Raw genomic sequence first — 19,041 nt, forward strand, 5'->3', positions numbered from 1 at the left:
CCTCGATGCTGGCCGCCCGCCGGCTCAGATAAGTGTCTCTGCCATGATCGCGTCGCCGTCGAGCCAAAGCTGGACGGCCTTGCCGCGCAATTTGGGATCCATGTCGTCGACCATCTTGTAGAGGCCGTCGATCGCCAGAAGCTCGGCCTCGAGCTTGCGGCAGAAGATGCGCGCCGAGGCGTTGCCCACCGAACCGGCCAATGCCCTGCCCCGCAAGGTGCCATAGACGTGGATCGAGCCGCCGGCGACGATCTCCGCGCCAGAGGCGACCGAGCCGACGACGGTCACGTCGCCCTCGGGAAATATGACCGACTGGCCGGAGCGCACCGGCTCCTTGATGATGACCGACGGCATGGCGCGCACGACCTGAGGTTCGACACGCTGCTTGGGCTCGTCTTCCTTCGCTTCAGCCGGCGAATCAGACGGCTTCGTGGCCGCGGCCGATGCCGCCGCCTCGGCTTCGGCGTCCGCATCGAAATCGGTCGCCGGGCGCCCGCCGCTCATGGCTGGCGGCATGCCGGGACCAAGCAGCGACAGTCGCGCGCCTTCCACGCCCATGATCCGGACGCCGCGCTCACTCAGCGCGTCGATCAGTTCCTTCAAGCCCGCCTTGCCGATATCGAGGCCCTCCAGATCGAGGACGATCGGCCGGCCGAGGAAGAAGCCCGCCGAACGGGCCGCCAGATCATCGAGCCTCGCCAGCCAGCCTTCGAGCGGGTTTTCCGGCGTCAGAACGAGTGCCAGAAAGGAGCGGCCCTTCAGCCGGATCGGACGCGTATCGGTTAGCACTTTGGTCATCTACGTTAATTTTCCGTTGCTCGATTTCTACAATCGGGGTGGTTAACCAATGGTTAATTTCCCTGCTCGCTACAGTGGCAGGACGTTGAAAATTAGGCGTTCCACCCCTCGACGACAGCGCCGTGCCCGATACCGGGCGGGTCCTTTGCTCCGACCCTGGCAGAAAATCTCGGAACCCGAATCACGGGGTCCGCATTCTCTTAACCAAAGGGAAAAGGATCGCGCTCGTGAAACCGTTCTTCGCCATCGTCACCGGATTTGTCGTCTCGTTCGCCATGTTCGCAGGGGGTGGCGGACTGGCCGCCTATTACCTCGCGGCCGAACCGGTTCGGGATATCGAGCAGAGGCAGGACGTCGCTGCGATGTGGAGCGCGGACCCCAAGCGCGTCGACCCGAGCGAACAGGATTTCGAGCGCATCGAGACGGCCGCTGCGCCAGCCGACGACACGCAGGATGAGGAAGTTCTCGTCGCCATGGCCGATCCGCAATCGGCGAACGACGCGACCGCTACGGCGAGCGAGCCGACGACGCCCGACCAACTGACGATGGCCGCAGCAGCCGGCGAGATGGACGAGACCAAAGATCAGCAGCCGGCGGCGACGAAGCCGGAGCCGCAAGCCAATCGCCTGCCGGCCGCACATGTTGCCTGGTGCGAGGACCGCTTCCGCTCTTATCGCCGGGAGACCAACAGCTACCGGCCCTATAGCGGCGGCACCAAGCCCTGCGTCTCGCCCTTTCTCGAGGGCCAGCAGGCAGCGCGGAGCAGCGCCCCCGCTCCAACCGAAGAGCGCGAAACCGCAGCACAGCCCCTTGCCTATGCCGCTCAGGATGCCGCGCCGCGTCAGCGCGTGACGATGGAGCACGTGCAGGATTGCTTCAATCGCTACCGGTCCTACCGCATGGAAGACAACACCTACCAGCCCTACGGCGGCGGCCCGCGCCAGCAGTGCCAGTAAGGCGCGGGGCGGCGACGTTCGAGCTGTTGAAGGGGCTGTGCGCTGGCACGGCACTGCTTCTCGCTTCGAGCGCTCCCGCGCTGGCCTGGTCGACGGAGGAAGCGACACTGACCGTGGTTTTCTGGGTCGCGGCAGCGGGCTTCCGCTCCACCGAGAGCGCCTATGTTTTCACCGACACCGCCAACGCTTCCAATGACCAAGTCGCTCCAGACATGATGCGAGCGGACAAGCGCCAAGGCTGCGTGGTCGCGATCGAGCGGACGGAAGCTGATCGAGGGGCGCCCGGAACAACCGTGAAAACGACGACCACGGTCGACTGAACCGCCGTCCCCTTCAACGAAATCGAGGTCACGGAATTGCCGATCGCCGGCCAGAGAGACGGGGCCAGTTATCGCACGCTCACCATACCCGGCGACTTTGTGCATGAGCGCGTTGTATTGGAAACGGGCGTCGGGGAGATGGTCGTGCTCAAGGACCAGATGGTCGGCGGGATGAAAGCGAAGGGTGCCTACGTTCCCGGAAAGCCAAGTGGCCACCTTCTTCAGCGCGAAGCACTCAAGTATCTACGGGAGAAATGCGCCACAAATGCCGCCTGATCCGCGCATCTGCCGGCGTTCTGGCCGTTCGCCGAGACTTTGTCGATGCGATATCGATCGAGAATTACTGACCGCATGCGTGGAACCGGCCGCAGACCGACCAGTAGCGCGACATTCCGCTAAATCTTTGTTTTTAAATGCAACTTCGAGCGATGGCGGGCCATGCGGGATAGCGATGAGAACGATATCTACTCCATAGCCCTCTATTACCCTCCCAAATAAGCGGTCGATCGGACGCTTCTTCATCCGTGACGGGTTGTTGGGGATGATCGCGACAGCGCCAGCCTTGGTGATGGCCTCGCGGAAGTGATTTGCGCCGTAGGCGGCATCGGCCAGCCGCCCGTCGGGCCGATCCTCACCGAGCAGGGCAGCAGCCTGGGGCGCATCGCCGCGCTGACCGGCGGTCAGGATGATCCTGGCCGGGCAGTCAAGGCTGCGCACGGCCAGGTGGATCTTGGTGCTAAGGTCGCCGCGGGAGCGGACAATATACTGAATTATCAGACATTTTTGCGCCTACTGCGTGTCGGTGGGCCTGCGCGATGGTCCTGTCGAAGGTCAGGTAGCGAACTCCTTGCCGCTACGCCTCCGGCTCGCGAGGGAACGCAGCCAGCACCGTGTCGATGAAGTGCCGCAGCTTGGGCGTCATCCGGCGATCCTGCGCATAGAGAAGATGCATAGGGCGGGAAGGCCCGTCGTAGTCGGCAAGAACCTGAACCAAACGACCGGCTGCGATGTCGTCGCGCAGCGCAACCATTGGCCCGAGCGTCACTCCAAAGCCGACCAGCGCCGCATGGTGAAGGCCCTTCCAGTCATTCGCCCTCAACCTGCCATGGACGGGTATACGAAACAGCGTGCCTGCTTTCCGGAAAGTCCATTCACGCGCCATCGCCTGCGACCAGTAACTGAAGCCTAGGCATTCATGCCGGCTCAGATCGTCAGGTGTGGCGGGGACGCCGCGCTCTTCGAGATAGCCAGGTGCGGCGCAGGCAATCAATTTATAAGGGCTGAGCTCTCGCGCGCTAAGTGCGCTGGTTTCCGAAAGTGGACCGATACGGATCACGGCTTCGAAGCCGTCCTCGACCAGATCAACCAACCGATCTGACAAGACGACGTCCGCTTGTACTTCGGGGTTCTCCACAAGATATCGGGTGATGACCGGGAGGAGCGCATGGGTACCGAACGTCACGGGAGCATTGATCCGCAAGACGCCCCGCGCAACCTTGCGGACTTCGGTCGCCTCGGCTTCTGCGTCCTGGATATCGCCAAGGATCGTCCGGCAGCTTTCACAGTAGCGCTGACCGAATTCGGTCAGGCTCTGCCGCCGTGTGGTGCGGCTGATCAGGCGCAGGCCGAGGCGGCTTTCAAGAGCGGCAACATGCTTTGCCACCATCTGCGGCGATACTCCGAGGCTCTCAGCCGCTGCGGCGAAGGAGCCTAGTTCTGCCGCCTTGACGAAGGCGGCCATGCTTTCGAGCCGGTCAGGCATTCAACACCATTGGTTGTTTCTGTACGGTAGAAACTACGATTTATCATTACTGTTTGCCAATGTTAGTCGTGCCTTCGCAATAAAAGGACATCGATCATGGCATTCTATATCGTCACCATGTCTCATCCCGACGGACCGGAATGGAACCGTCACGTCGCTGAACATGTCGAATATCTGCTGGAACTGGTCGAGAAGGAAAAGCTGAAGGCCTCCGGCCCGCTGAAGGGATCGCCGTTGCGGTCAGGCTTTCTGATCATAGTCGCGAACAGCAGGACGGAGGTCGAAGCCCTGATCGAAGAAGATCCCTTCAGCCGGGAAAAACTGATCGTGTCGCTCTCCATTGAAGAATGGGATCCACTCTTCGGCGTCTTCGGCGAAGAATCCAGCAGAACTCTGCCGCCGGACCTCAATGCGATTGCCGAAAAACTTGGGTACGCCTGGGGTCGGCTCCCCGGTGCCGATCCACGCGACCCTGATCTAGGGCGGACAATGTGATAGCGCGCTCAGCCCTGCTCGATCTGCAAAGTGCGGGCTGCAAGTTTGAAAGCAACGCCGCGCCGGCCTCGGTGGGCGCGACGGATCGAGTCAGCGCGCCAGAAGCCGCACTCCTAGGCGCTCCTCCAGTCATCGCATCGCGTGGCGGAGTGTAGGAAGGGTGATACTCCGAGATCGGCCGCAGCAGTAGTAAAGCTCTGGCGGCGCACGACGGCGGCAAAAGCGGTCCGATCGTTGAGTGAGGTGCGAGTCATTCCTAGCAGAAACCTTGCTCGATCAGGTCGTGGCCCCGGTGATCTACCGGATATTGTTCACCAAAACCGCTCCAGCTGCCTGGCGCCGATTACGGCGCAGGGCTTTTCCGCGCCAGCCTCGCGCGGGGCTAATGCGTGACGGCCAGCGCCTCAAGCTGCGTGGGCGCCATTAACGCGAAGGCCGAACGCATCTCGCGTGCTTCTTCGCCCGGGGAACGGCCAAAGAGCCGCCTGAACTCACGGTTAAACTGCGAAGCGCTTTCATAGCCCACCCGCGCCGCCGCCGCCGCTGCCGTCAGATTGTCACGGATCATCATCAGCCGCGCCTGATGCAGACGCACGGATTTGATGTACTGAATGGGCGAGGTCGCAGCGACCGCCTTGAAATGCGCGTGAAAGGCCGGGACGCTCAGCCCTGCCTCGCCCGCCAACGTCGCCACATCCAGCGACTGGCCGTAGTCGTTGTGGATGCGCCGCAGCGCCCGCGCGATGCGCCCGAAATTACCATGACTTGCCAAAGCTGCGCGGATGGCCCCGCCCTGCGGCCCAATCAGCACCCGAAAACACAGCTCGCGCATGATTGCTGGCCCCAGTACCCGCGCCTCAAGCGGCGATTGCAGGGCGCGTAGCAGTCGCAAGGTGGTATCGGCCAGCGTGGCATCGAGCGGCGTCGAGAGGATCCCCACGGGCGTGGCAGGCGGCACCGAGGCGCTCTGATCGACCTCGATCACCAGATCGGCCAGCGCCGTCATGTCGAGCCGGACCGATACGGCCAGCAGCGGCTCCTCCGGGCTCGCCTCGGTTTCGGTCGAAAACGGCAGCGGCACCGAGAGCACCAGATAATGCTGCGCATCATAATGATAGACCTGATCCGCCAGATAGCCGCGTTTGTGGCCCTGACAGACGATGACGATGCTCGGCTCATAAAGCACCGGCGTGCGTCCCAAAGGGTGATCGGTGCGCATCAGCCGCACCCCGTCCAGCGCGGTTCTGGTGTGGCCCTCATGCGGGGCCAGTTGCTGAATCAGGGCGATCATCTCCTGCTGTAGCATTGGGTCGGGTGCATGCATGCTGCACGGTCCTGAAAATTTAAGTTCAAGATGAACATGGCATATTATATGCGTTTCAATCTATGAATTTATGAATACCAAATAGGATTAGGCAATTATGAAATAGCCCTCGGCCTAGTCCGGCCTTCTATCGCTCCTTAGGTTCCCACCATCGCAACACCGACCCCAGGCGGGCGCATCGCAGTGAACGAACGGAGCCTTCCATGCAAAACATCTCTCCCAAAAACATCTGGTTCATCACCGGGGCCGCACGCGGCATCGGCCTGTCGCTGGCCCGTCAGGTTCTGGCGCGGGGCGATGCCGTCGCCGCCACATCGCGCAATCTTGCCAGCCTGCGCAATGCGCTTGGCGAAGACAGCGCGCAGTTTCTGGCGCTCGCGGTCGATCTGGCCGATGATGCCAGCACCAAGGCCGCCATTGAGCGCACCATCGCCCATTTCGGCCGCATCGACCGCGTGGTGAACAACGCAGGCTACGGCCAGCAGGGCGCGATCGAGGCGCTGTCGGATGCCGAGCTGCGGCGCAATTTCGACGTCAACGTCTTCGCCCCGCTCAACGTGCTGCGCCATGCGCTGCCGCATCTGCGCGCCGCCCGTAGCGGGCATATCTTCAACGTCGCATCCATCGTCGGCTTTCAGGGCGGTTATGCGGGTTGGGGCAGCTATGTCGCCAGCAAATTCGCGCTGGCCGGTCTGACCGAAAGCCTGCGCGCCGAGGTGGCAGAACTGGGGATCAAGGCCACGGTGGTTTACCCCGGCCCCGTCCGCACCGGCTTCCTGTCGAAGGACAGCCTCGTCGTCGCCGAACGCGCGATTGCCGATTATACCGAGGCGCAGGCCTCGCTCGACCTGCATCTGAATGCGCTGGATGGCAAGCAGGCTGGCGACCCGGAAAAGGTGGCGGCACTGATTATTGAGGCCTCAAAGGTTGCCGAGCCGCCTTTGCACCTGTTTGCAGGCAAAATCGCCACCACGCTGGCTGATGAGAAGATGAACGCGGTGAAGACGGATCTCGACGCCTGGCGCACAGCCTCGGATGCCACTGATTTTGAGGACTGAACCTCAAGCACCGGGCAGGCCCATCCTGTACCTGCCCGGGGCCAACCCTGTGAGAGCTTGCCATGTTCGACGAAATCCCGCCAGAAAAAGCCTATCGCATTCTCGAATCCGGCCCCATCGTCATGGTCTCCACCCGCTCGCACGCGGGCAAGGCCAATCTGATGACCATGGGCTTCCACATGATGATCAGCCACGCGCCGCCGCTCGTCGGCGCGGTCATCGGGTCCTGGGATCACAGCCAGAAGGCCCTGCTGGAAACCGGCGAATGCGTGCTTGCGGTGCCGACCGTTGATCTGGCCGAGACGGTGGTCGATATCGGCAATTGCTCGGGCGATGAAATCGACAAGTTCGATCATTTCGGCCTGACGCCCTTACCGGCGCAGACCGTGGGCGCGCCGCTCGTCACAGAATGCTGGGCCAATCTGGAATGCCGCATCGCCGATGATGGCTGGCTAAACCGCTATGACATGGTGGTGCTGGAAGTGCAGCGCATCTGGGCTGACACCAAGCGCCGCGAAAAGCGGCTGATCCACCATCAGGGTGACGGACGCTTCAGCGTCGATGGCGGAACCATCGATCTTGGTGAACGCATGGTCAAATGGCGCTATCTCATGGACTGATCCCGCGGACAGAGATAGCGGAGCCGATACTGCGGCTCAGCGAGGTATCAGTTCCGCCGCCAGGACTGGACATCCATCCCGCCAAACAACATCGGCATCGGCAGTTGAAAGATAAAATACGGATTGATGACCGGCAGTACTCTGGCTGCATCAAGCCGCGCCCGGTGATCCTCGGACAGATGCAGCGAAAGCGCCGCGAAGTTCGCCGTTAACTGTGCAGGCCGGCTCGCGCCTAAGGACCGCCACGGAAGCGCTACGGCAGAAATGCGTGAGAGGCCTGCGCGTCACCGAGATTTCGCCTGGCTTCATAGATACGGGTTTTGCAGATGCGGCCATCGACGATCCTGCCGTCAAGGCAGCCATACTGAAGCGGAAGGAGGAAATGGCCGTCTCTCCTGACGCCATCGCACGGGCCATCGCCTTTGCCGTCGAGCAGCCCGACGATGTCGAGATCGGCAGCATCGTCGTGCGTCCTACTGCTCAGGATTGAGAAGCGCCAACAGGAACGCCGGCACCGACCTTACGAAATCGGCGTATCGTGCAGCAGTCGTGCTCAGCCGGCGTCGTGCACATGCAATGTGGGGGAATCCGGATTTGCCGGCAGCAGCGTATCGAGGGTCACCTCGCCGAACCGCCTGACGAACAGCGCTTCCGCCTGCGCCATCGTCTCGGAGAGGGCGGCGTTGACGTTCTTTTGAATCATACAATCCGTACGCTCGCTGCGATTACCTATGGCGAACAGGGTCGGGCAATTGAGCGCCTGATAGACATCCAGCAATGTGATCTCCGCCAGCGGACGCGCCAGCCGCCAGCCACCACCATGGCCTTTGCCTGAATGGACATGGCCTGCCTCGCGTAACCCCGCCATCGTCCTGCGGAACACCGCCGGATTGGTTCCCATGCTCTTGGCGAGCATCTCGGAGGTCAGCGGCTCGTCGACCTGCCCCATGTGGAGCAGGACGTGCAGCACGTCGGAAAGCCTTGTGTCCTTGTTCATCCGTATTTCCGTTTGCGAGCTTTCAGGCCGCAGACCGGCCTGATCCGGAGTTCATGTATCTGTTCTTGATACGTAAGGCGGCACTGGTTATATGTATCTTCGTCTGATACATGATCCGGTGCCCAAATGTCCAGCTTTGACAGTTCGACTTCGCCTGAAGACGCCATTCTTCTTCATGGTGATTCCTTGCCCGACCCTACGGTCCACGATCCCGCGCGACGCCGCAGCATCCTGATCACGGTCTGCATCGCGCTGATGGCGGTCATCGCCGCCGTGACCGGCCTCAATGTCGCGCAGCCGCATCTGGCGCTCGATCTCGGGGCCAGCCAGAGCCAGGTGCTCTGGATGATCAATCTCTATGCGATCAGCCTTGCCTCGCTGCTGCTGCCGCTGGGCGCGGTGGGAGACCGCTGGGGCCGCAAGCCGGTGCTGCTGATCGGCCTTGCGGTTTTCGGGGTCGCCAATATTGGCTCGGCTCTTGCCCCGAGCGTCGAGGTGATGCTCGGCGCACGCTTCCTGAGCGGCGTCGGCGCGGCGATGATCATGCCGGTGACGCTCTCGGTCATTACCTCGGCCTTTCCCGACGAGGAACGATCGAAGGCCATCGGCATCTGGACCGGCGTGGCCGGCGCGGGCGGCATCCTCGGCATGTTCCTTTCCGCCGTGCTGGTCGATTTCCTGTCCTGGCGCTGGCTGTTCGCGCTTCCTGTCGTACTGGTAGCAGTTGCCGCGGTCATGGCTTTGCGTGCCGTTCCCAATTCGCGCCAGTCCTCGGAACATCGGTTCGATACGGTCGGCTCTGTCCTGTCGCTTCTCGCCATCATGGGCGCGAGTTTTGTTCTGCATGAAGGCCCGGCGATTGGTTGGACAGCGGCTCCGACGCTGTTTGGCTTTGCGGTCAGCATCGCCGCCTTCATCGCTTTCGTCTGGTGGGAACTGCGCCATCCCGACCCGTTGCTTGATATCAGGCTGTTCAGGAAACGCAGTCTGACCAGTGGCTCGGTCTCTCTGACGACCTGGTTCGGCGTGCAGGCCGGCGTATTCATCGTCCTCTATCCATTCTTCCAGGCGGTCCTCGGGTGGTCGGGCCTGCGCGCCACGCTGGGCCTCATGCCCATGGCGTTGCTGATGATGGTTTTTTCCGGGGTCGCGCCGCTTCTGTCCGCACGAATCGGCCCGAAGACGACGATCGCCGGGGGCGTGCTGCTGGGTGCGACGGGGCTGGCACTGATGTCGCTCCTTGTGTCGGTCGATGGCGGATACCTCTCGGTTCTGCCGGGCATGGTCGCGATGGGCATCGGCATGGGATTGGCCATGGCGCCCTCGACGGAAGCGATCACGTCCTCCCTGCCACGCGATCAGCAGGGTGTCGCGTCGGCGCTCAACGATGTCACGCGCGAGTTGGGAACATCACTTGGGGTCGCTCTGCTCGGCGCGGTGTTCGCCGCAGGCTACACAAGCGCGATCGCTCCGCGACTGGCCGGATTTCCCGGCGATGCAGCCAGACTGGCGGGACAAAACATTGCCAACGCAATGGCCCTCGCGGACGGCGGGTTGCCTTACGCGGATAGCCTCTACAGGGCCGCGCAGGAAGCTTTCGTCGAAAGCTGGCAGCAGGCGATGTGGGTCGGCGTCGGTGTGATGGCGCTGCTTTTCCTTTTTATCGTCCTGCGCGGCCCTGAGCGGCCTGCGTCAACCGAATCCACTTCCGCAAAAGCCTGATGCGGGGAGAATTTCATGCACTATGATGCGATCATCATCGGCGGCAGCTTCGCCGGCCTTTCCGCTGCCATGTATCTTGCCCGCGCCCGCAAATCCGTCTGCGTTCTCGATACGGGTGAGCCGCGCAATCGCTTCGCCGCCGCATCGCACGGCTTATTTGCGCAGGATGGGAGCGATCCCAAACTCATGCTTGACACGATGCGCCAGCAGGTTGGCGCCTATCCGACCGTACGCTTTTTCAACGATGCCGCCGTCGAGGCACAGAAGGCAGACGGTTCGTTCTCCGTGACCTTGCAGAGCGGGGCGACCATCGCCGGAAAGCGCCTGCTGCTCGCCTTCGGCGTCTCAGACATTCTTCCCGAGATGCCGGGGCTAGCCGAACGCTGGGGCGCATCCGTCATTCATTGCCCCTATTGCCACGGCTACGAGTTCAGCGACCGCCTGCTCGGCGTGCTGAACGTCTCGCCAATGTCCTACCATCAGGCGATGCTGATCGCAGACTGGGGCCCGGCGACCTTCTACCTGGACGGCGGCGAGCTGGAGGCAGCGGCCAGCGAAGCGCTTTCCCGGCGCGGTGTGCGCATCGAGCCGGCGCGTGTCGAACATGTGACGGGTGACGGATCCAACCTTTCGGCAATCCACCTTTCGGATGGCAGCACGCAGCCCATCGATGCTCTGTTCATCAGTCCACGCAATCGTCTCAACAGCGAGATTGCCGGGACGCTGGGCTGCGATATCGATCATGGGCCACTCGGCTCAACCGTGAAGGTCGACCAGATGCAGATGACCAGCGTTCCCGACGTGTATGCCGCCGGCGACATTACCCGCATGGCGCACAACGTCACCTTCGCCTGCGCCGACGGGGTCATGGCGGCAATGGCGATCCATCGCTCCCTTGTGTTCGGGGGTGACAAGCAATGAACGACAATCTCACGCCGTTCCTGAACCCGACCTCTGTCGCATCTTACGCCGAGGAAACTTTGAAGAAAGTCCCCGGCCTCACCGACCTGCACCGCATGACCGAGCTGCTTCTCGCCGAGCACGCGCCGGACGCAGCGCGCATCCTCGTGGTCGGCGCCGGCGGCGGGCTGGAACTGAAGGCGATGGCGCAAGTGCGACCGGAATGGCGCTTCACCGGCGTCGATCCGTCACCTGCCATGCTGGACCTCGCACACAAAGCCGTCTCGCCGTTCGCTGGCCGCATGGACCTGAGTGCCGGAACTGTGGATGAGGCACCGCCCGGTCCATACGACGGCGCGACATGTCTTCTCACGCTTCACTTTCTCGACAGGGATGAAAGGCTGAAGACGCTGCGGGAAATCCGTCATCGCCTGAAACCCGGCAGCGCCGTCGTCGTCGCTCATCACACCGCGCCGGACGCCGCCTCGGAGCGATGGCTCGCTCGCTCGGCTCTCTTCGCCGACCGGGACGGGTCCGATCCGGCAAAGGCCGCCGCTTCCGCAGCTATTATGGCACAGCGTCTGCCCCTCCTGACGCCTGACGACGAGGAGACGCTTCTGCTGGAAGCAGGTTTTGTGGACCCGGCGCTGTTCTATGCCGCGTTTTCGTTCCGCGGCTGGGTCGCGATCGCCGGCTGAGTGGTGGGTTTGCCTGACCGGACATAGGAGCCGACATATTGGCCATCAAACTCTACAATTTTGCCTTCGGGCCTTATCCGCAAAGGCTCAACATCTACCTGGCCGAGAAAAAGCCAACCAATGTTGAGGTCACCCTGTTCGACGAGCCGGACAGACGGGCCGATGTCCCGCCGGCAGCGATCACGGCGCTTACTGTGACCGGGTCGATGCCTATCCTCAAAGATGAGGACGGCACGGTCATTGGTCAGTCGCTGGCGATCCTCGAATATCTCGAGGACAAGGCCTTCGGTCCCGACATGTTGGGAGCAATGCCTGCTGCGCGGGCGCGCACCCGGCAATTCGTGCATATGCTCGATGAAGCGCTGACGTTCTTCGGCCTATGGGGGCGTCATGGCAGTCCGCTCGGCCATGGCATCGTGCGGACCAGTCAGGACGTCGCCGAAATCTGCGCTATCAGGTATTTCGGGCAACTGCGTCTTATCGAGAAAATGATTGGCGGCACTGAGTTCATCGCAGGAGATCGGATAACCGTGGCCGACTGCGTTGCCATGGCGACCCTGCAATATGCGGCAGACTTCTACGCGGTACCGGTTCCACCGGAATGCATCAAACTACAGACGTGGTTCGAACATTTCTCCACGCGACCGAGCGCCGCTCGGCCCGGATACCCCGAGGATAAGCTTGCACGGGCGCAGGGCCTGGCCGCCTACTCGCTCAGCAGGCGCAGCAATGAGGTGGCTCCGGTTGTTCGGACAGCATGGCGGCTTGGCTAAGGTCGGTTCAGATTCAGATTACGCCGCCAGTCTGCGCTCAGGGTTAGCCCTATCCGGGGCGAGCCCCGGATAGGGCGGCACCTGGATTTGCCTATAAGCCTCGTCGGGGGTCGCCCCGGCAAGGGCCGAGTGAGGTCGGTTGGTGTTGTAGTAGTTGATCCACCAGGTCAGACCGGCCCGCAACTCCGATCCGGTCTCGAAGGCGTGGATGTAGACGCACTCATATTTGAGGCTACGCCACAGCCGCTCGATGAAGACGTTGTCCATCCAACGGCCACGGCCATCCATTGAGACCCGCACGCCAGCGTCCTTCAGCACGTCGACGAAGCGGGGGCTGGTGAACTGACTGCCCTGGTCGGTGTTGAAGATTTCCGGAGGCCCATAGCGGGCCAGGGCTTCTTCCAGGGCGGCGATGCAAAACTCGGCATCCATACTGTTGGACAGCCGCCAGGACAGCACTTTGCGCGTCGCCCAGTCCATCACCGCCACCAGATACATGAAGCCCCGGCGCATCGGGATGTAGGTGATATCAGCGCACCAGACCTGGTTCGGCCGGTCGATCGTCAGCTCGCGCAGCAGGTATTTGTAAGTCCTGTGCTCCGGGTGAGGGATGGTGGTGCGCGGCTTCTGATAGATCGGCGTCAGGCCCATCTTGGCCATCAGCCGGCGCACCCGCTTCCGGCCGACCCCATAGCCCAGGCGACAAAGGTGGCGAACCATCTGGCGAGAGCCGTACCAGGGCATCTCCAGGAAGGCCTCGTCGATCAGCCGCATTAACGTCAGGTTCAGCGGGCTTTCTCCCGTCGGCCGGTAATAGAAGCCCGATCGGTTAATCGACACCAGAGCGCATTGGCGCAGGATCGAAATCTTCGGGTGATCGGGCTCGATCATCGCTCGCCTCCGGTCCACGCTCAGCGACCGAAGGCTTTGGCTAAAAAATCCCGTTCCACCACCAACTGGCCGATCTTGGCGTGCAGCTTGTCGATTTCGCCCTCGCGTACGCTTTCGGTCGCCTCGACCTTGCCCGAGAACACCCCCGAAAGCCCCTCGACGGCCTGCTTGCGCCAAGCCGCGATCATCGTCTGGTGCACGCCGTGCTTCGTCGCCAGTTGCGACAGGGTCAGTTCCCCCTTCAGCGCCTCCAGCGTAACCTTGGCCTTGAAATCAGCCGAATACCGCTTCCGTTTGCCAGTCATAAAGTCCGTCCTTCATCGAGGTCGAACCCACCTTAGCCGACTGTCCGTTTTTTCGGCGCCACCTCACAACCCTGATGACGCGATTGCCGATCTGCGCTGCCGCGAAGGTACGATCATGAAGCGAATAGGTTTCTATTTCCGCGATGGCAGCCGGACTTGTTCGCCCCCCGTGCCGGACGCAGTCGCTGAATGGGCTGCCGAAAAAGAATATGATGTCGTAGTGTGGACAGGGCTGCCCAGCAACTTCAAGGATAAGACTGGCAAAGAGTTCTCAGTCGCAGAGGCAATTAGTCACCTCCAATCGCTGACTAAAGACGGCAAGTCTATGGCCGCAACTTATGTTTGAAGCGCACCGGATCTAATCCGAACGCCTCTAAGGAATGCCTTACAAGTCGAGCCATGGTTTGCCGCGTTTGCAACCGCCGGGGATGCAGCACATACCAATGCATCCGTAGGCGACGGTGAGCCGCCCATCTAGCTCCGCTCGGCAAGTAGGTCTTTGAGGTTATTCAGAATGGCTGCGGACATGTCTCTTACTGAAATCCCATGCAGACGCGCCAATCCCTCGACAGCGACCCAAACATCGCTTGGTGTGGAAGGATTACCGCTAGTTTGTGTGAACGGTCCGTCCGTCTCTGTCAAAATGCGATCGAGAGGCAAAGATTTGGTTATTGCCGCCCGCTTTTCATTTACGAGCATCTCGGCGTTCACTGAAAAATAGCAGCCGAGATCTACCGCCCGCTTTGCCTCTTTCGCGGTACCGGTGAACCAATGAAGCACAACGCGTCCACGCTGGGGCGGCATGTATTGCTCGACCATATCGAGCACGGCTTTCGTCGCTCTGACGCTATGCGTCGTGACGATCTTGTTCCCCGCCGCCGCACAGAGCGTCAGCACACGAGCGAAAATCTCTTTTTGCGTCTCAAACGACCTGTAGAACCGCGGGCCGGCGTCCAGTCCGACCTCGCCAACATAGCGTGTTAGCGGAAGCAATTCCTCCCACAGCCCGATCTCGCGGGCGCGCTCGCCGACCAGTTGAGGATGCAGGCCGAGAGCCGCGCGAACGTGACGGGTGGCGGACGCCAGTTCATGGTTCCGCGGCCAAGCTCTAGGCGTGGTGGTCACGGCGAGGGTGAAAACGCCATCGCTCTCGCAACGCTCCACCGCGGCCACGTGGTCCGGGTAGAGATCGAGGTGGCAATGAAAATCAACGAGACTTGATCGCATGATGCCTCTTACGACGGTGCGGTGCGAACGCCAGTCAGCAAGCGCCCAACCTCTTCCAATCCGCGGCGGTAGACATCAGCCAAGTCATCGTGACGGGAAGGATCATCATAGAGCGGCCCTGGCTTGTGGATGAGGGCCTTGGCGAGTTCCGGACGCTTCGATAGCCGCGCGATCGCGATCTGAAAGGATCGGACCTGCTGACCTTCGGCCTGTCGGGTGTCTAATGTGGCAGTCTTCAGGTCTGGCACGCCGTAAATTGTCGAATCCTTGCCCTGTAGAGAGGCCCGTCGAATGAGACACGGTAGGCAGTATCCGCAGTGTCCCTGTGGCTTCTTGGTCCAGCGCCCCTTCGTCGGCGATGAACATGATAGCGACAGCGGGGCGAGCTGCTTCAACAGGGCCGGATTGGTGCATTGGGTGACCATCTCCCCCTTGGTCTTGTCCCAATAGGGATTTTCGACCTTCCCTCCGACACCGAGCGCCCGCAGCAGATCGTTCCACCGGGCCATGTAGAAGGGATGCGTCGTGCGGGTGCTGAGCGCGCCGAGCCGAAGTCTATCGAGCGGCACGTTGAGCGCGATCAACCCGTTTTCCGGAACCTTGAGCACGAAGTCGCGGCCGAGCGCAGTCCCGGCGGCCAAGCCCAGCGAGAAGAACAGGAACGAGCGGCCGCGTGTGGTGTCCTCCGATCCGACGTCCTCGACAAACCCGCTATCGAAGCTCATCCATACCCGCAGCCGATCGAAAGAAGAGGCTTTATAAGCGGCTTTCAAACCGTGGAAGCACTGCTCCTGCGACTTGCTCACCAGTCCTTCGCCGGCATGGCTGACCAGAAGCGGCGTCTCGCCGGCATTCAAGCTGTCGATCGCACCGATCAAACTGTCCAAACCACCGGAGAACAAGCTCACGCCATCGAACGGGGCGGGAATGAGGGTGGGCGCGGCAGGAGAAACCAGCTTCGCGTAGCCCTTGGCCCGTTTGCGGAAGCCCACATCCCATCTGTCGCCTGTCAGGAAGTTCAAGGCGCGGACCAAGATCGGCGCGGCGGCCGTCCATCGCACTGGATCGCTCACGGGGACGACTAATCGAATCTCGCGCGTCCAGGCATCCTGCGATTCCGTCGAGCGGGAGATGCGGGTGTCCGCTGCGTGAACGTGGGCCGCGACCACGAGCATGTCCGCGCCGATCTCGCTCGGGGTCAGGTGCAGCGCCTTGAGGTCAGCCAAGGCGTGGCCGATCCCATGATCGAGACGCTTGCCCGCTACCAACTGTAAGATCGATGCGACTTCGTCGCGCGCCTTTGGAACACGGGTCTTATCGTCCTCGCCGAAACGGCCAATGATGACATGGCGCCTCATTTCGCTGCCTCCCCATCGCCCATCGTCTGCAACACGTCGAAGGCGGATTGATAGACGTTAGTTACAAAGCCCATCACTGCATCTGGGGTCAGCGACTGAATGTTGACACCCGCGGCGTTGATCGCGTCGCTGACACCCCGCTGGATGAAATCACGCAATTGCGCCTGAACCCTCTCGGCCGCGCGCGGATCGGCAGGCAAGGTTACGACCTTGGTGCCGATGTCGTTACAGATGCGCGCCTCGATCGCGTGAGTCGCATATAGTTCGAAGACGGTCTGGATTTGCCCAGGTGTCAGCGCGTCGATGTCGGTAATGCCAGCACCGGCGAGATCGGCGATCGTCTCGACGAAGGCGTCTCGCGCGATTCCCTCATCAATAGACCCACCTTCGGGGCAGATATAATCGGCGAGACCCGCGAACACTTCCTCGATCGGACGCCCGGCGAGGCTTTCAAGGTTGAGCGTTCGTAGCGCCTCACGCACGCCATTCGCGCTGGCGTCGTTGAGGAACCTGACCAGTCCAGCACCCGCGCCCCGCGACGAACCCATCCGCTGCGCAGCCTGGCGTGAGCCGCCCGCTGATTTGGACACATATTGCGAAACCGCGCGGCCGAGGCTCCTACGGTCGCTTCCGCCCGAACTTGCGAAACGCGTGAAATTGTTTCGGGCGGAAGTGAAGCGATCCGACGCCCCTGCCGGCGCGGTCGGCCGAGGTGCTGGCGCGGGAGGAACTGCGGGCGGCGCTCCATCAGGAGCCGGGGATTGCGTTCCGTCGCTATCACCCGCGCCAGCTCCGCCGTCGCTGTCACCTTGCAACCAACTCGGAATGAGCGGCGTACCGCCTCCTGCACCCCCATAGGCGTTCGACGTGCCCATCAGCGACCACCCTTCCGCGTGCGAAGCGCGGCGCTCGCCGTGGGCTTCAGGAAGGACGAACCGGAGGTGGACCATCCTAAGAGTAGATTCTCGAAGCGCGCCACGGCGTCGGAATCCTTGACGACACCCTCCCAACCCGACGCGGGCCAAGGCCCGCACCGATCGGCGGGCAAGGCTTCGAGCAGGTCAAGAAGATTGGCTTGAAGCGTCGGATGCGCGCGAACTAGCACCGCGAGTCCGTCGATGCCGGGTGGCACGGTATCAAAGGTGTCTCCGCCCATAACGCGCCCGCGCAGTTCCTCGAAGACCTGCGCCGCCTCCGCAGGAACGAGTTGCTTGAGTTCGCCTTCGAACGCTTGGACCGCGAGTTTTGGGCCGAGCAGTTTTTCGACCACAGCGGCGAGACGCCCGAGGACGGAGGCCGCGCCAAAATAGTCTTTCCGATCCTTGGTGACGAACAGATAGGGGCGCAGATCGACCTCAGCCAAGGCCGGCGATAGCCGCGCCCAGGCCCGTATCGCGTCGGCCGCCTTCCATTCCGTCAGAACGGCACTGTCTTTGGAATCCGGCACGACGGTCGGCTTGGTGTCATCGATGACACTGATTTTCGGCCCGGCCCGCTTGGCCTTTGGAACTGGCTTCTTCTCCAACGCGGCGGCTTCAAGCGCCGCCAAGTCTGCGCAACGGCCGTCTGGATCACGGGCGGCGGCGCTGGCGATCTGATCGAATAGTCTGGAGAGGAACCGTTCGGCCAGCATTAGTTTCGCCAGGACGGGCAGCTTCACCTCTTCTCCGAAGCCGCGAGCGAGCGCGGTCTGATGGCGCAGCAGCAAGGTGTTCAAGAAGCGCTTGATCTGCCGCGGATTGCCCTGAGTACCGCTGGCCAGGATCGGACCGATCTGGTCGCTCAAGGTGAGCGCGTTCTGTACCTGGCCGGCTTTGTCGCCCAAGGCGGTCTTCACCGTCTGCGCGTCGAGCCCGGCCGTCTTCCAAGGCCGTTTGAGCAATTCACGCGCGACTGTGATGAGCGACGAGTAAGCGGGATCGTCGTCACCCAGCTCGGCGCCGATGAGCAACAGGGTGACGTAGATACGGGTTTCTGTTTCGCCCAAAGCCGGAATCCGGAATGGAATCTGGATCAGCTTTTCGAGATAGTTGCGCGCATAGTCACGGGGGCCAGTCGTGTCCGGCAACTCGGGGAAATGCTTGCGCACCGAATACTCGATCATCGCCTCGTCGGCCGCGACGATGAATGCGGTGCGAGCGGTGAAGACGAACAGTCGGACGGCTTCGAGCGTTTCGATCGCCGTGTCTGGCAGGCAGCGGTCAAGATCGTCGATGAGTACGATCAGTTGCTTGATGCCTGCCTGCTTGAGCAAATCGTCAAAAGCCTTCCTGAAGGCTTCGATCTCCTCCGGGACGTTCTTCGACTCTCCGGGCTTCAGCAGACCCTGCACACCATCGATCGCTTTGTCGTAATTCTCCTGCGTGGCGAGTTTCGAGGGATCGGAGAAGATTCCCTTCAAGGTGCCCACCACTGCGCCGATCTGATCGGCTGTGGGGATGCCGGTGAACGCGGTGAACGCGAGACCGCCCCCGCGCCGCGCGATCTTCAGCCAGTCGATCCGCCGAAAGATGTCTTTCACGGCCACGCCGGCCTGGGTGAGTAAGGGCCGCTTTTCAACGAGCCCGGTAACGATGCCCTCGATCAGCGCGATCTTGGCGTCTTCGAACCCCTGGAAACGCCACCCGTTGAATTTGATGCAGAGCACGTCCTCATCCGAACTGAGGCCATTCTCGATCATCTCAAGGATGCTGGATTTGCCTGCGCCCCAGTCGCCATGAACACCGATTGTCACAGCGCGGTCAGGCTTTTCACGCAGCAGTTCGATGATAGTTTTGGCGATCGCCTCATTGTTGAGGAGATCCACCTTTGTCTCATTATCCGTTAGAATCATTTCC

20 protein-coding genes and 1 pseudogene are annotated in these 19,041 nt (G+C 61.8%); 11 read left to right on the forward strand and 10 right to left on the reverse strand.

From position 1 onward, the window contains the following. Positions 1-24: 24 nt before the first annotated feature. Positions 25-798 (reverse strand): septum site-determining protein MinC, encoded by a 774-nt coding sequence (gene minC, locus CN673_RS11600; RefSeq protein ID WP_099866416.1) that lies wholly within the window; start codon positions 796-798, stop codon positions 25-27. Positions 799-1,025: 227 nt separating this feature from the next. On the opposite strand from minC, the gene CN673_RS11605 reads away from it, so the two are divergent. Continuing rightward, positions 1,026-1,754: a BA14K family protein gene (locus CN673_RS11605; protein ID WP_099866417.1), complete on the forward strand. Its 729-nt coding sequence runs from the start codon at positions 1,026-1,028 to the stop codon at positions 1,752-1,754. After that, on the forward strand, positions 1,745-2,074 hold the full coding sequence (locus tag CN673_RS11610; protein ID WP_157928883.1) for a hypothetical protein: 330 nt from the start codon (positions 1,745-1,747) through the stop codon (positions 2,072-2,074). The genes CN673_RS11605 and CN673_RS11610 overlap by 10 nt, the downstream gene beginning before the upstream one ends. 501 nt (positions 2,075-2,575) lie before the next feature. Here CN673_RS11610 and CN673_RS21565 read toward each other — a convergent pair. Further along, positions 2,576-2,912, reverse strand: a pseudogene (locus CN673_RS21565) (transposase family protein); the annotation flags it as partial. 15 nt (positions 2,913-2,927) lie between these two features. Next, positions 2,928-3,836, reverse strand: a complete 909-nt coding sequence (locus CN673_RS11620; RefSeq protein ID WP_030091718.1) for a LysR family transcriptional regulator — start codon at positions 3,834-3,836, stop codon at positions 2,928-2,930. Positions 3,837-3,932: 96 nt separating this feature from the next. Between CN673_RS11620 and CN673_RS11625 the strand changes: the two genes are divergently transcribed. Then, positions 3,933-4,331 (forward strand): YciI family protein, encoded by a 399-nt coding sequence (locus CN673_RS11625; RefSeq protein WP_081876263.1) that lies wholly within the window; start codon positions 3,933-3,935, stop codon positions 4,329-4,331. A gap of 382 nt (positions 4,332-4,713) precedes the next feature. Here the strand turns inward: CN673_RS11625 and CN673_RS11640 are convergent, their stop codons facing one another. Continuing rightward, positions 4,714-5,655 carry an AraC family transcriptional regulator gene (locus CN673_RS11640; protein ID WP_030091720.1) on the reverse strand — a complete coding sequence of 314 codons (942 nt, stop codon included), beginning with the start codon at positions 5,653-5,655 and terminating at the stop codon, positions 4,714-4,716. A gap of 203 nt (positions 5,656-5,858) precedes the next feature. Here CN673_RS11640 and CN673_RS11645 point away from each other — a divergent pair, with 203 nt between their 5' ends. From CN673_RS11645 to CN673_RS11655, 3 genes are all read left to right on the forward strand, one after another. Next, the gene (locus CN673_RS11645; RefSeq protein ID WP_030091721.1) at positions 5,859-6,713 is read left to right on the forward strand and encodes an SDR family oxidoreductase; all 855 of its coding nucleotides are present in this window, start codon (positions 5,859-5,861) and stop codon (positions 6,711-6,713) included. A gap of 62 nt (positions 6,714-6,775) precedes the next feature. After that, positions 6,776-7,333: a flavin reductase family protein gene (locus CN673_RS11650; protein WP_099866420.1), complete on the forward strand. Its 558-nt coding sequence runs from the start codon at positions 6,776-6,778 to the stop codon at positions 7,331-7,333. Positions 7,334-7,601: 268 nt separating this feature from the next. After that, a complete protein-coding gene (locus CN673_RS11655; protein WP_198585981.1) occupies positions 7,602-7,823 on the forward strand; it encodes an SDR family oxidoreductase in 222 nt (73 codons plus the stop codon). Between the two features lie 63 nt (positions 7,824-7,886). On the opposite strand, the gene CN673_RS11660 is transcribed toward CN673_RS11655, so the two are convergent. Next, complete coding sequence (locus CN673_RS11660; RefSeq protein WP_030091724.1) at positions 7,887-8,330, reverse strand: Rrf2 family transcriptional regulator; 444 nt, start codon at positions 8,328-8,330, stop codon at positions 7,887-7,889. 126 nt (positions 8,331-8,456) lie between these two features. On the opposite strand from CN673_RS11660, the gene CN673_RS11665 reads away from it, so the two are divergent. From CN673_RS11665 to CN673_RS11680, 4 genes are read left to right on the forward strand one after another with little or no spacing between them, the layout of a single operon-like run. Next, complete coding sequence (locus CN673_RS11665; protein WP_198585982.1) at positions 8,457-10,052, forward strand: MFS transporter; 1,596 nt, start codon at positions 8,457-8,459, stop codon at positions 10,050-10,052. A 15-nt stretch (positions 10,053-10,067) separates the two neighbouring features. Beyond that, positions 10,068-10,973: an NAD(P)/FAD-dependent oxidoreductase gene (locus CN673_RS11670; RefSeq protein WP_099866421.1), complete on the forward strand. Its 906-nt coding sequence runs from the start codon at positions 10,068-10,070 to the stop codon at positions 10,971-10,973. Further along, positions 10,970-11,650 carry a class I SAM-dependent methyltransferase gene (locus CN673_RS11675; protein ID WP_099866422.1) on the forward strand — a complete coding sequence of 227 codons (681 nt, stop codon included), beginning with the start codon at positions 10,970-10,972 and terminating at the stop codon, positions 11,648-11,650. Before CN673_RS11670 ends, CN673_RS11675 begins: the two co-directional genes overlap by 4 nt. 38 nt (positions 11,651-11,688) lie before the next feature. Beyond that, entirely contained in the window at positions 11,689-12,423 is a 735-nt protein-coding gene (locus tag CN673_RS11680; RefSeq protein ID WP_099866423.1) for a glutathione S-transferase family protein, read from the forward strand. 18 nt (positions 12,424-12,441) lie between these two features. On the opposite strand, the gene CN673_RS11685 is transcribed toward CN673_RS11680, so the two are convergent. Then, positions 12,442-13,619, reverse strand: a protein-coding gene (locus CN673_RS11685) for an IS3 family transposase (protein WP_099866424.1) whose coding sequence is annotated in 2 segments (ribosomal slippage) — positions 12,442-13,355 and positions 13,355-13,619 — 1,179 coding nt in all. Because the reading frame shifts where the segments join, the coding sequence is not laid out codon by codon here. A gap of 115 nt (positions 13,620-13,734) precedes the next feature. On the opposite strand from CN673_RS11685, the gene CN673_RS20910 reads away from it, so the two are divergent. Further along, entirely contained in the window at positions 13,735-13,965 is a 231-nt protein-coding gene (locus tag CN673_RS20910; RefSeq protein WP_157928885.1) for a hypothetical protein, read from the forward strand. A gap of 128 nt (positions 13,966-14,093) precedes the next feature. On the opposite strand, the gene qatD is transcribed toward CN673_RS20910, so the two are convergent. From qatD to qatA, 4 genes are read right to left on the reverse strand one after another with little or no spacing between them, the layout of a single operon-like run. After that, positions 14,094-14,846 (reverse strand): Qat anti-phage system TatD family nuclease QatD, encoded by a 753-nt coding sequence (gene qatD, locus CN673_RS11690; RefSeq protein WP_099866425.1) that lies wholly within the window; start codon positions 14,844-14,846, stop codon positions 14,094-14,096. Positions 14,847-14,854: 8 nt separating this feature from the next. Continuing rightward, positions 14,855-16,204, reverse strand: coding sequence for a Qat anti-phage system QueC-like protein QatC (gene qatC / locus CN673_RS11695; RefSeq protein WP_099866426.1), 1,350 nt, complete (start codon positions 16,202-16,204; stop codon positions 14,855-14,857). Then, positions 16,201-17,079, reverse strand: coding sequence for a Qat anti-phage system associated protein QatB (gene qatB, locus CN673_RS11700; RefSeq protein WP_099866483.1), 879 nt, complete (start codon positions 17,077-17,079; stop codon positions 16,201-16,203). Before qatB ends, qatC begins: the two co-directional genes overlap by 4 nt. Continuing rightward, entirely contained in the window at positions 17,079-19,037 is a 1,959-nt protein-coding gene (gene qatA, locus CN673_RS11705) for a Qat anti-phage system ATPase QatA (protein WP_099866427.1), read from the reverse strand. Before qatA ends, qatB begins: the two co-directional genes overlap by 1 nt. Between the last annotated feature and the right edge of the window lie 4 nt (positions 19,038-19,041).

It is taken from the genome of Neopararhizobium haloflavum (genome assembly GCF_002750855.1).
In the GTDB taxonomy this organism is placed as follows: Bacteria; Pseudomonadota; Alphaproteobacteria; order Rhizobiales; family Rhizobiaceae; genus Georhizobium; species Georhizobium haloflavum.

Coding starts and splice junctions, on each gene's coding strand:
- minC (WP_099866416.1), bottom strand. CDS start 798: ATGACCAAAGTGCTAACCGATACGCGTCCGATCCGGCTGAAGGGCCGC.
- CN673_RS11620 (WP_030091718.1), bottom strand. CDS start 3,836: ATGCCTGACCGGCTCGAAAGCATGGCCGCCTTCGTCAAGGCGGCAGAA.
- CN673_RS11625 (WP_081876263.1), top strand. CDS start 3,933: ATGGCATTCTATATCGTCACCATGTCTCATCCCGACGGACCGGAATGG.
- CN673_RS11640 (WP_030091720.1), bottom strand. CDS start 5,655: ATGCATGCACCCGACCCAATGCTACAGCAGGAGATGATCGCCCTGATT.
- CN673_RS11645 (WP_030091721.1), top strand. CDS start 5,859: ATGCAAAACATCTCTCCCAAAAACATCTGGTTCATCACCGGGGCCGCA.
- CN673_RS11650 (WP_099866420.1), top strand. CDS start 6,776: ATGTTCGACGAAATCCCGCCAGAAAAAGCCTATCGCATTCTCGAATCC.
- CN673_RS11660 (WP_030091724.1), bottom strand. CDS start 8,330: ATGAACAAGGACACAAGGCTTTCCGACGTGCTGCACGTCCTGCTCCAC.
- CN673_RS11665 (WP_198585982.1), top strand. CDS start 8,457: ATGTCCAGCTTTGACAGTTCGACTTCGCCTGAAGACGCCATTCTTCTT.
- CN673_RS11670 (WP_099866421.1), top strand. CDS start 10,068: ATGCACTATGATGCGATCATCATCGGCGGCAGCTTCGCCGGCCTTTCC.
- CN673_RS11675 (WP_099866422.1), top strand. CDS start 10,970: ATGAACGACAATCTCACGCCGTTCCTGAACCCGACCTCTGTCGCATCT.
- CN673_RS20910 (WP_157928885.1), top strand. CDS start 13,735: ATGAAGCGAATAGGTTTCTATTTCCGCGATGGCAGCCGGACTTGTTCG.
- qatD (WP_099866425.1), bottom strand. CDS start 14,846: ATGCGATCAAGTCTCGTTGATTTTCATTGCCACCTCGATCTCTACCCG.
- qatC (WP_099866426.1), bottom strand. CDS start 16,204: ATGAGGCGCCATGTCATCATTGGCCGTTTCGGCGAGGACGATAAGACC.
- qatB (WP_099866483.1), bottom strand. CDS start 17,079: ATGGGCACGTCGAACGCCTATGGGGGTGCAGGAGGCGGTACGCCGCTC.
- qatA (WP_099866427.1), bottom strand. CDS start 19,037: ATGATTCTAACGGATAATGAGACAAAGGTGGATCTCCTCAACAATGAG.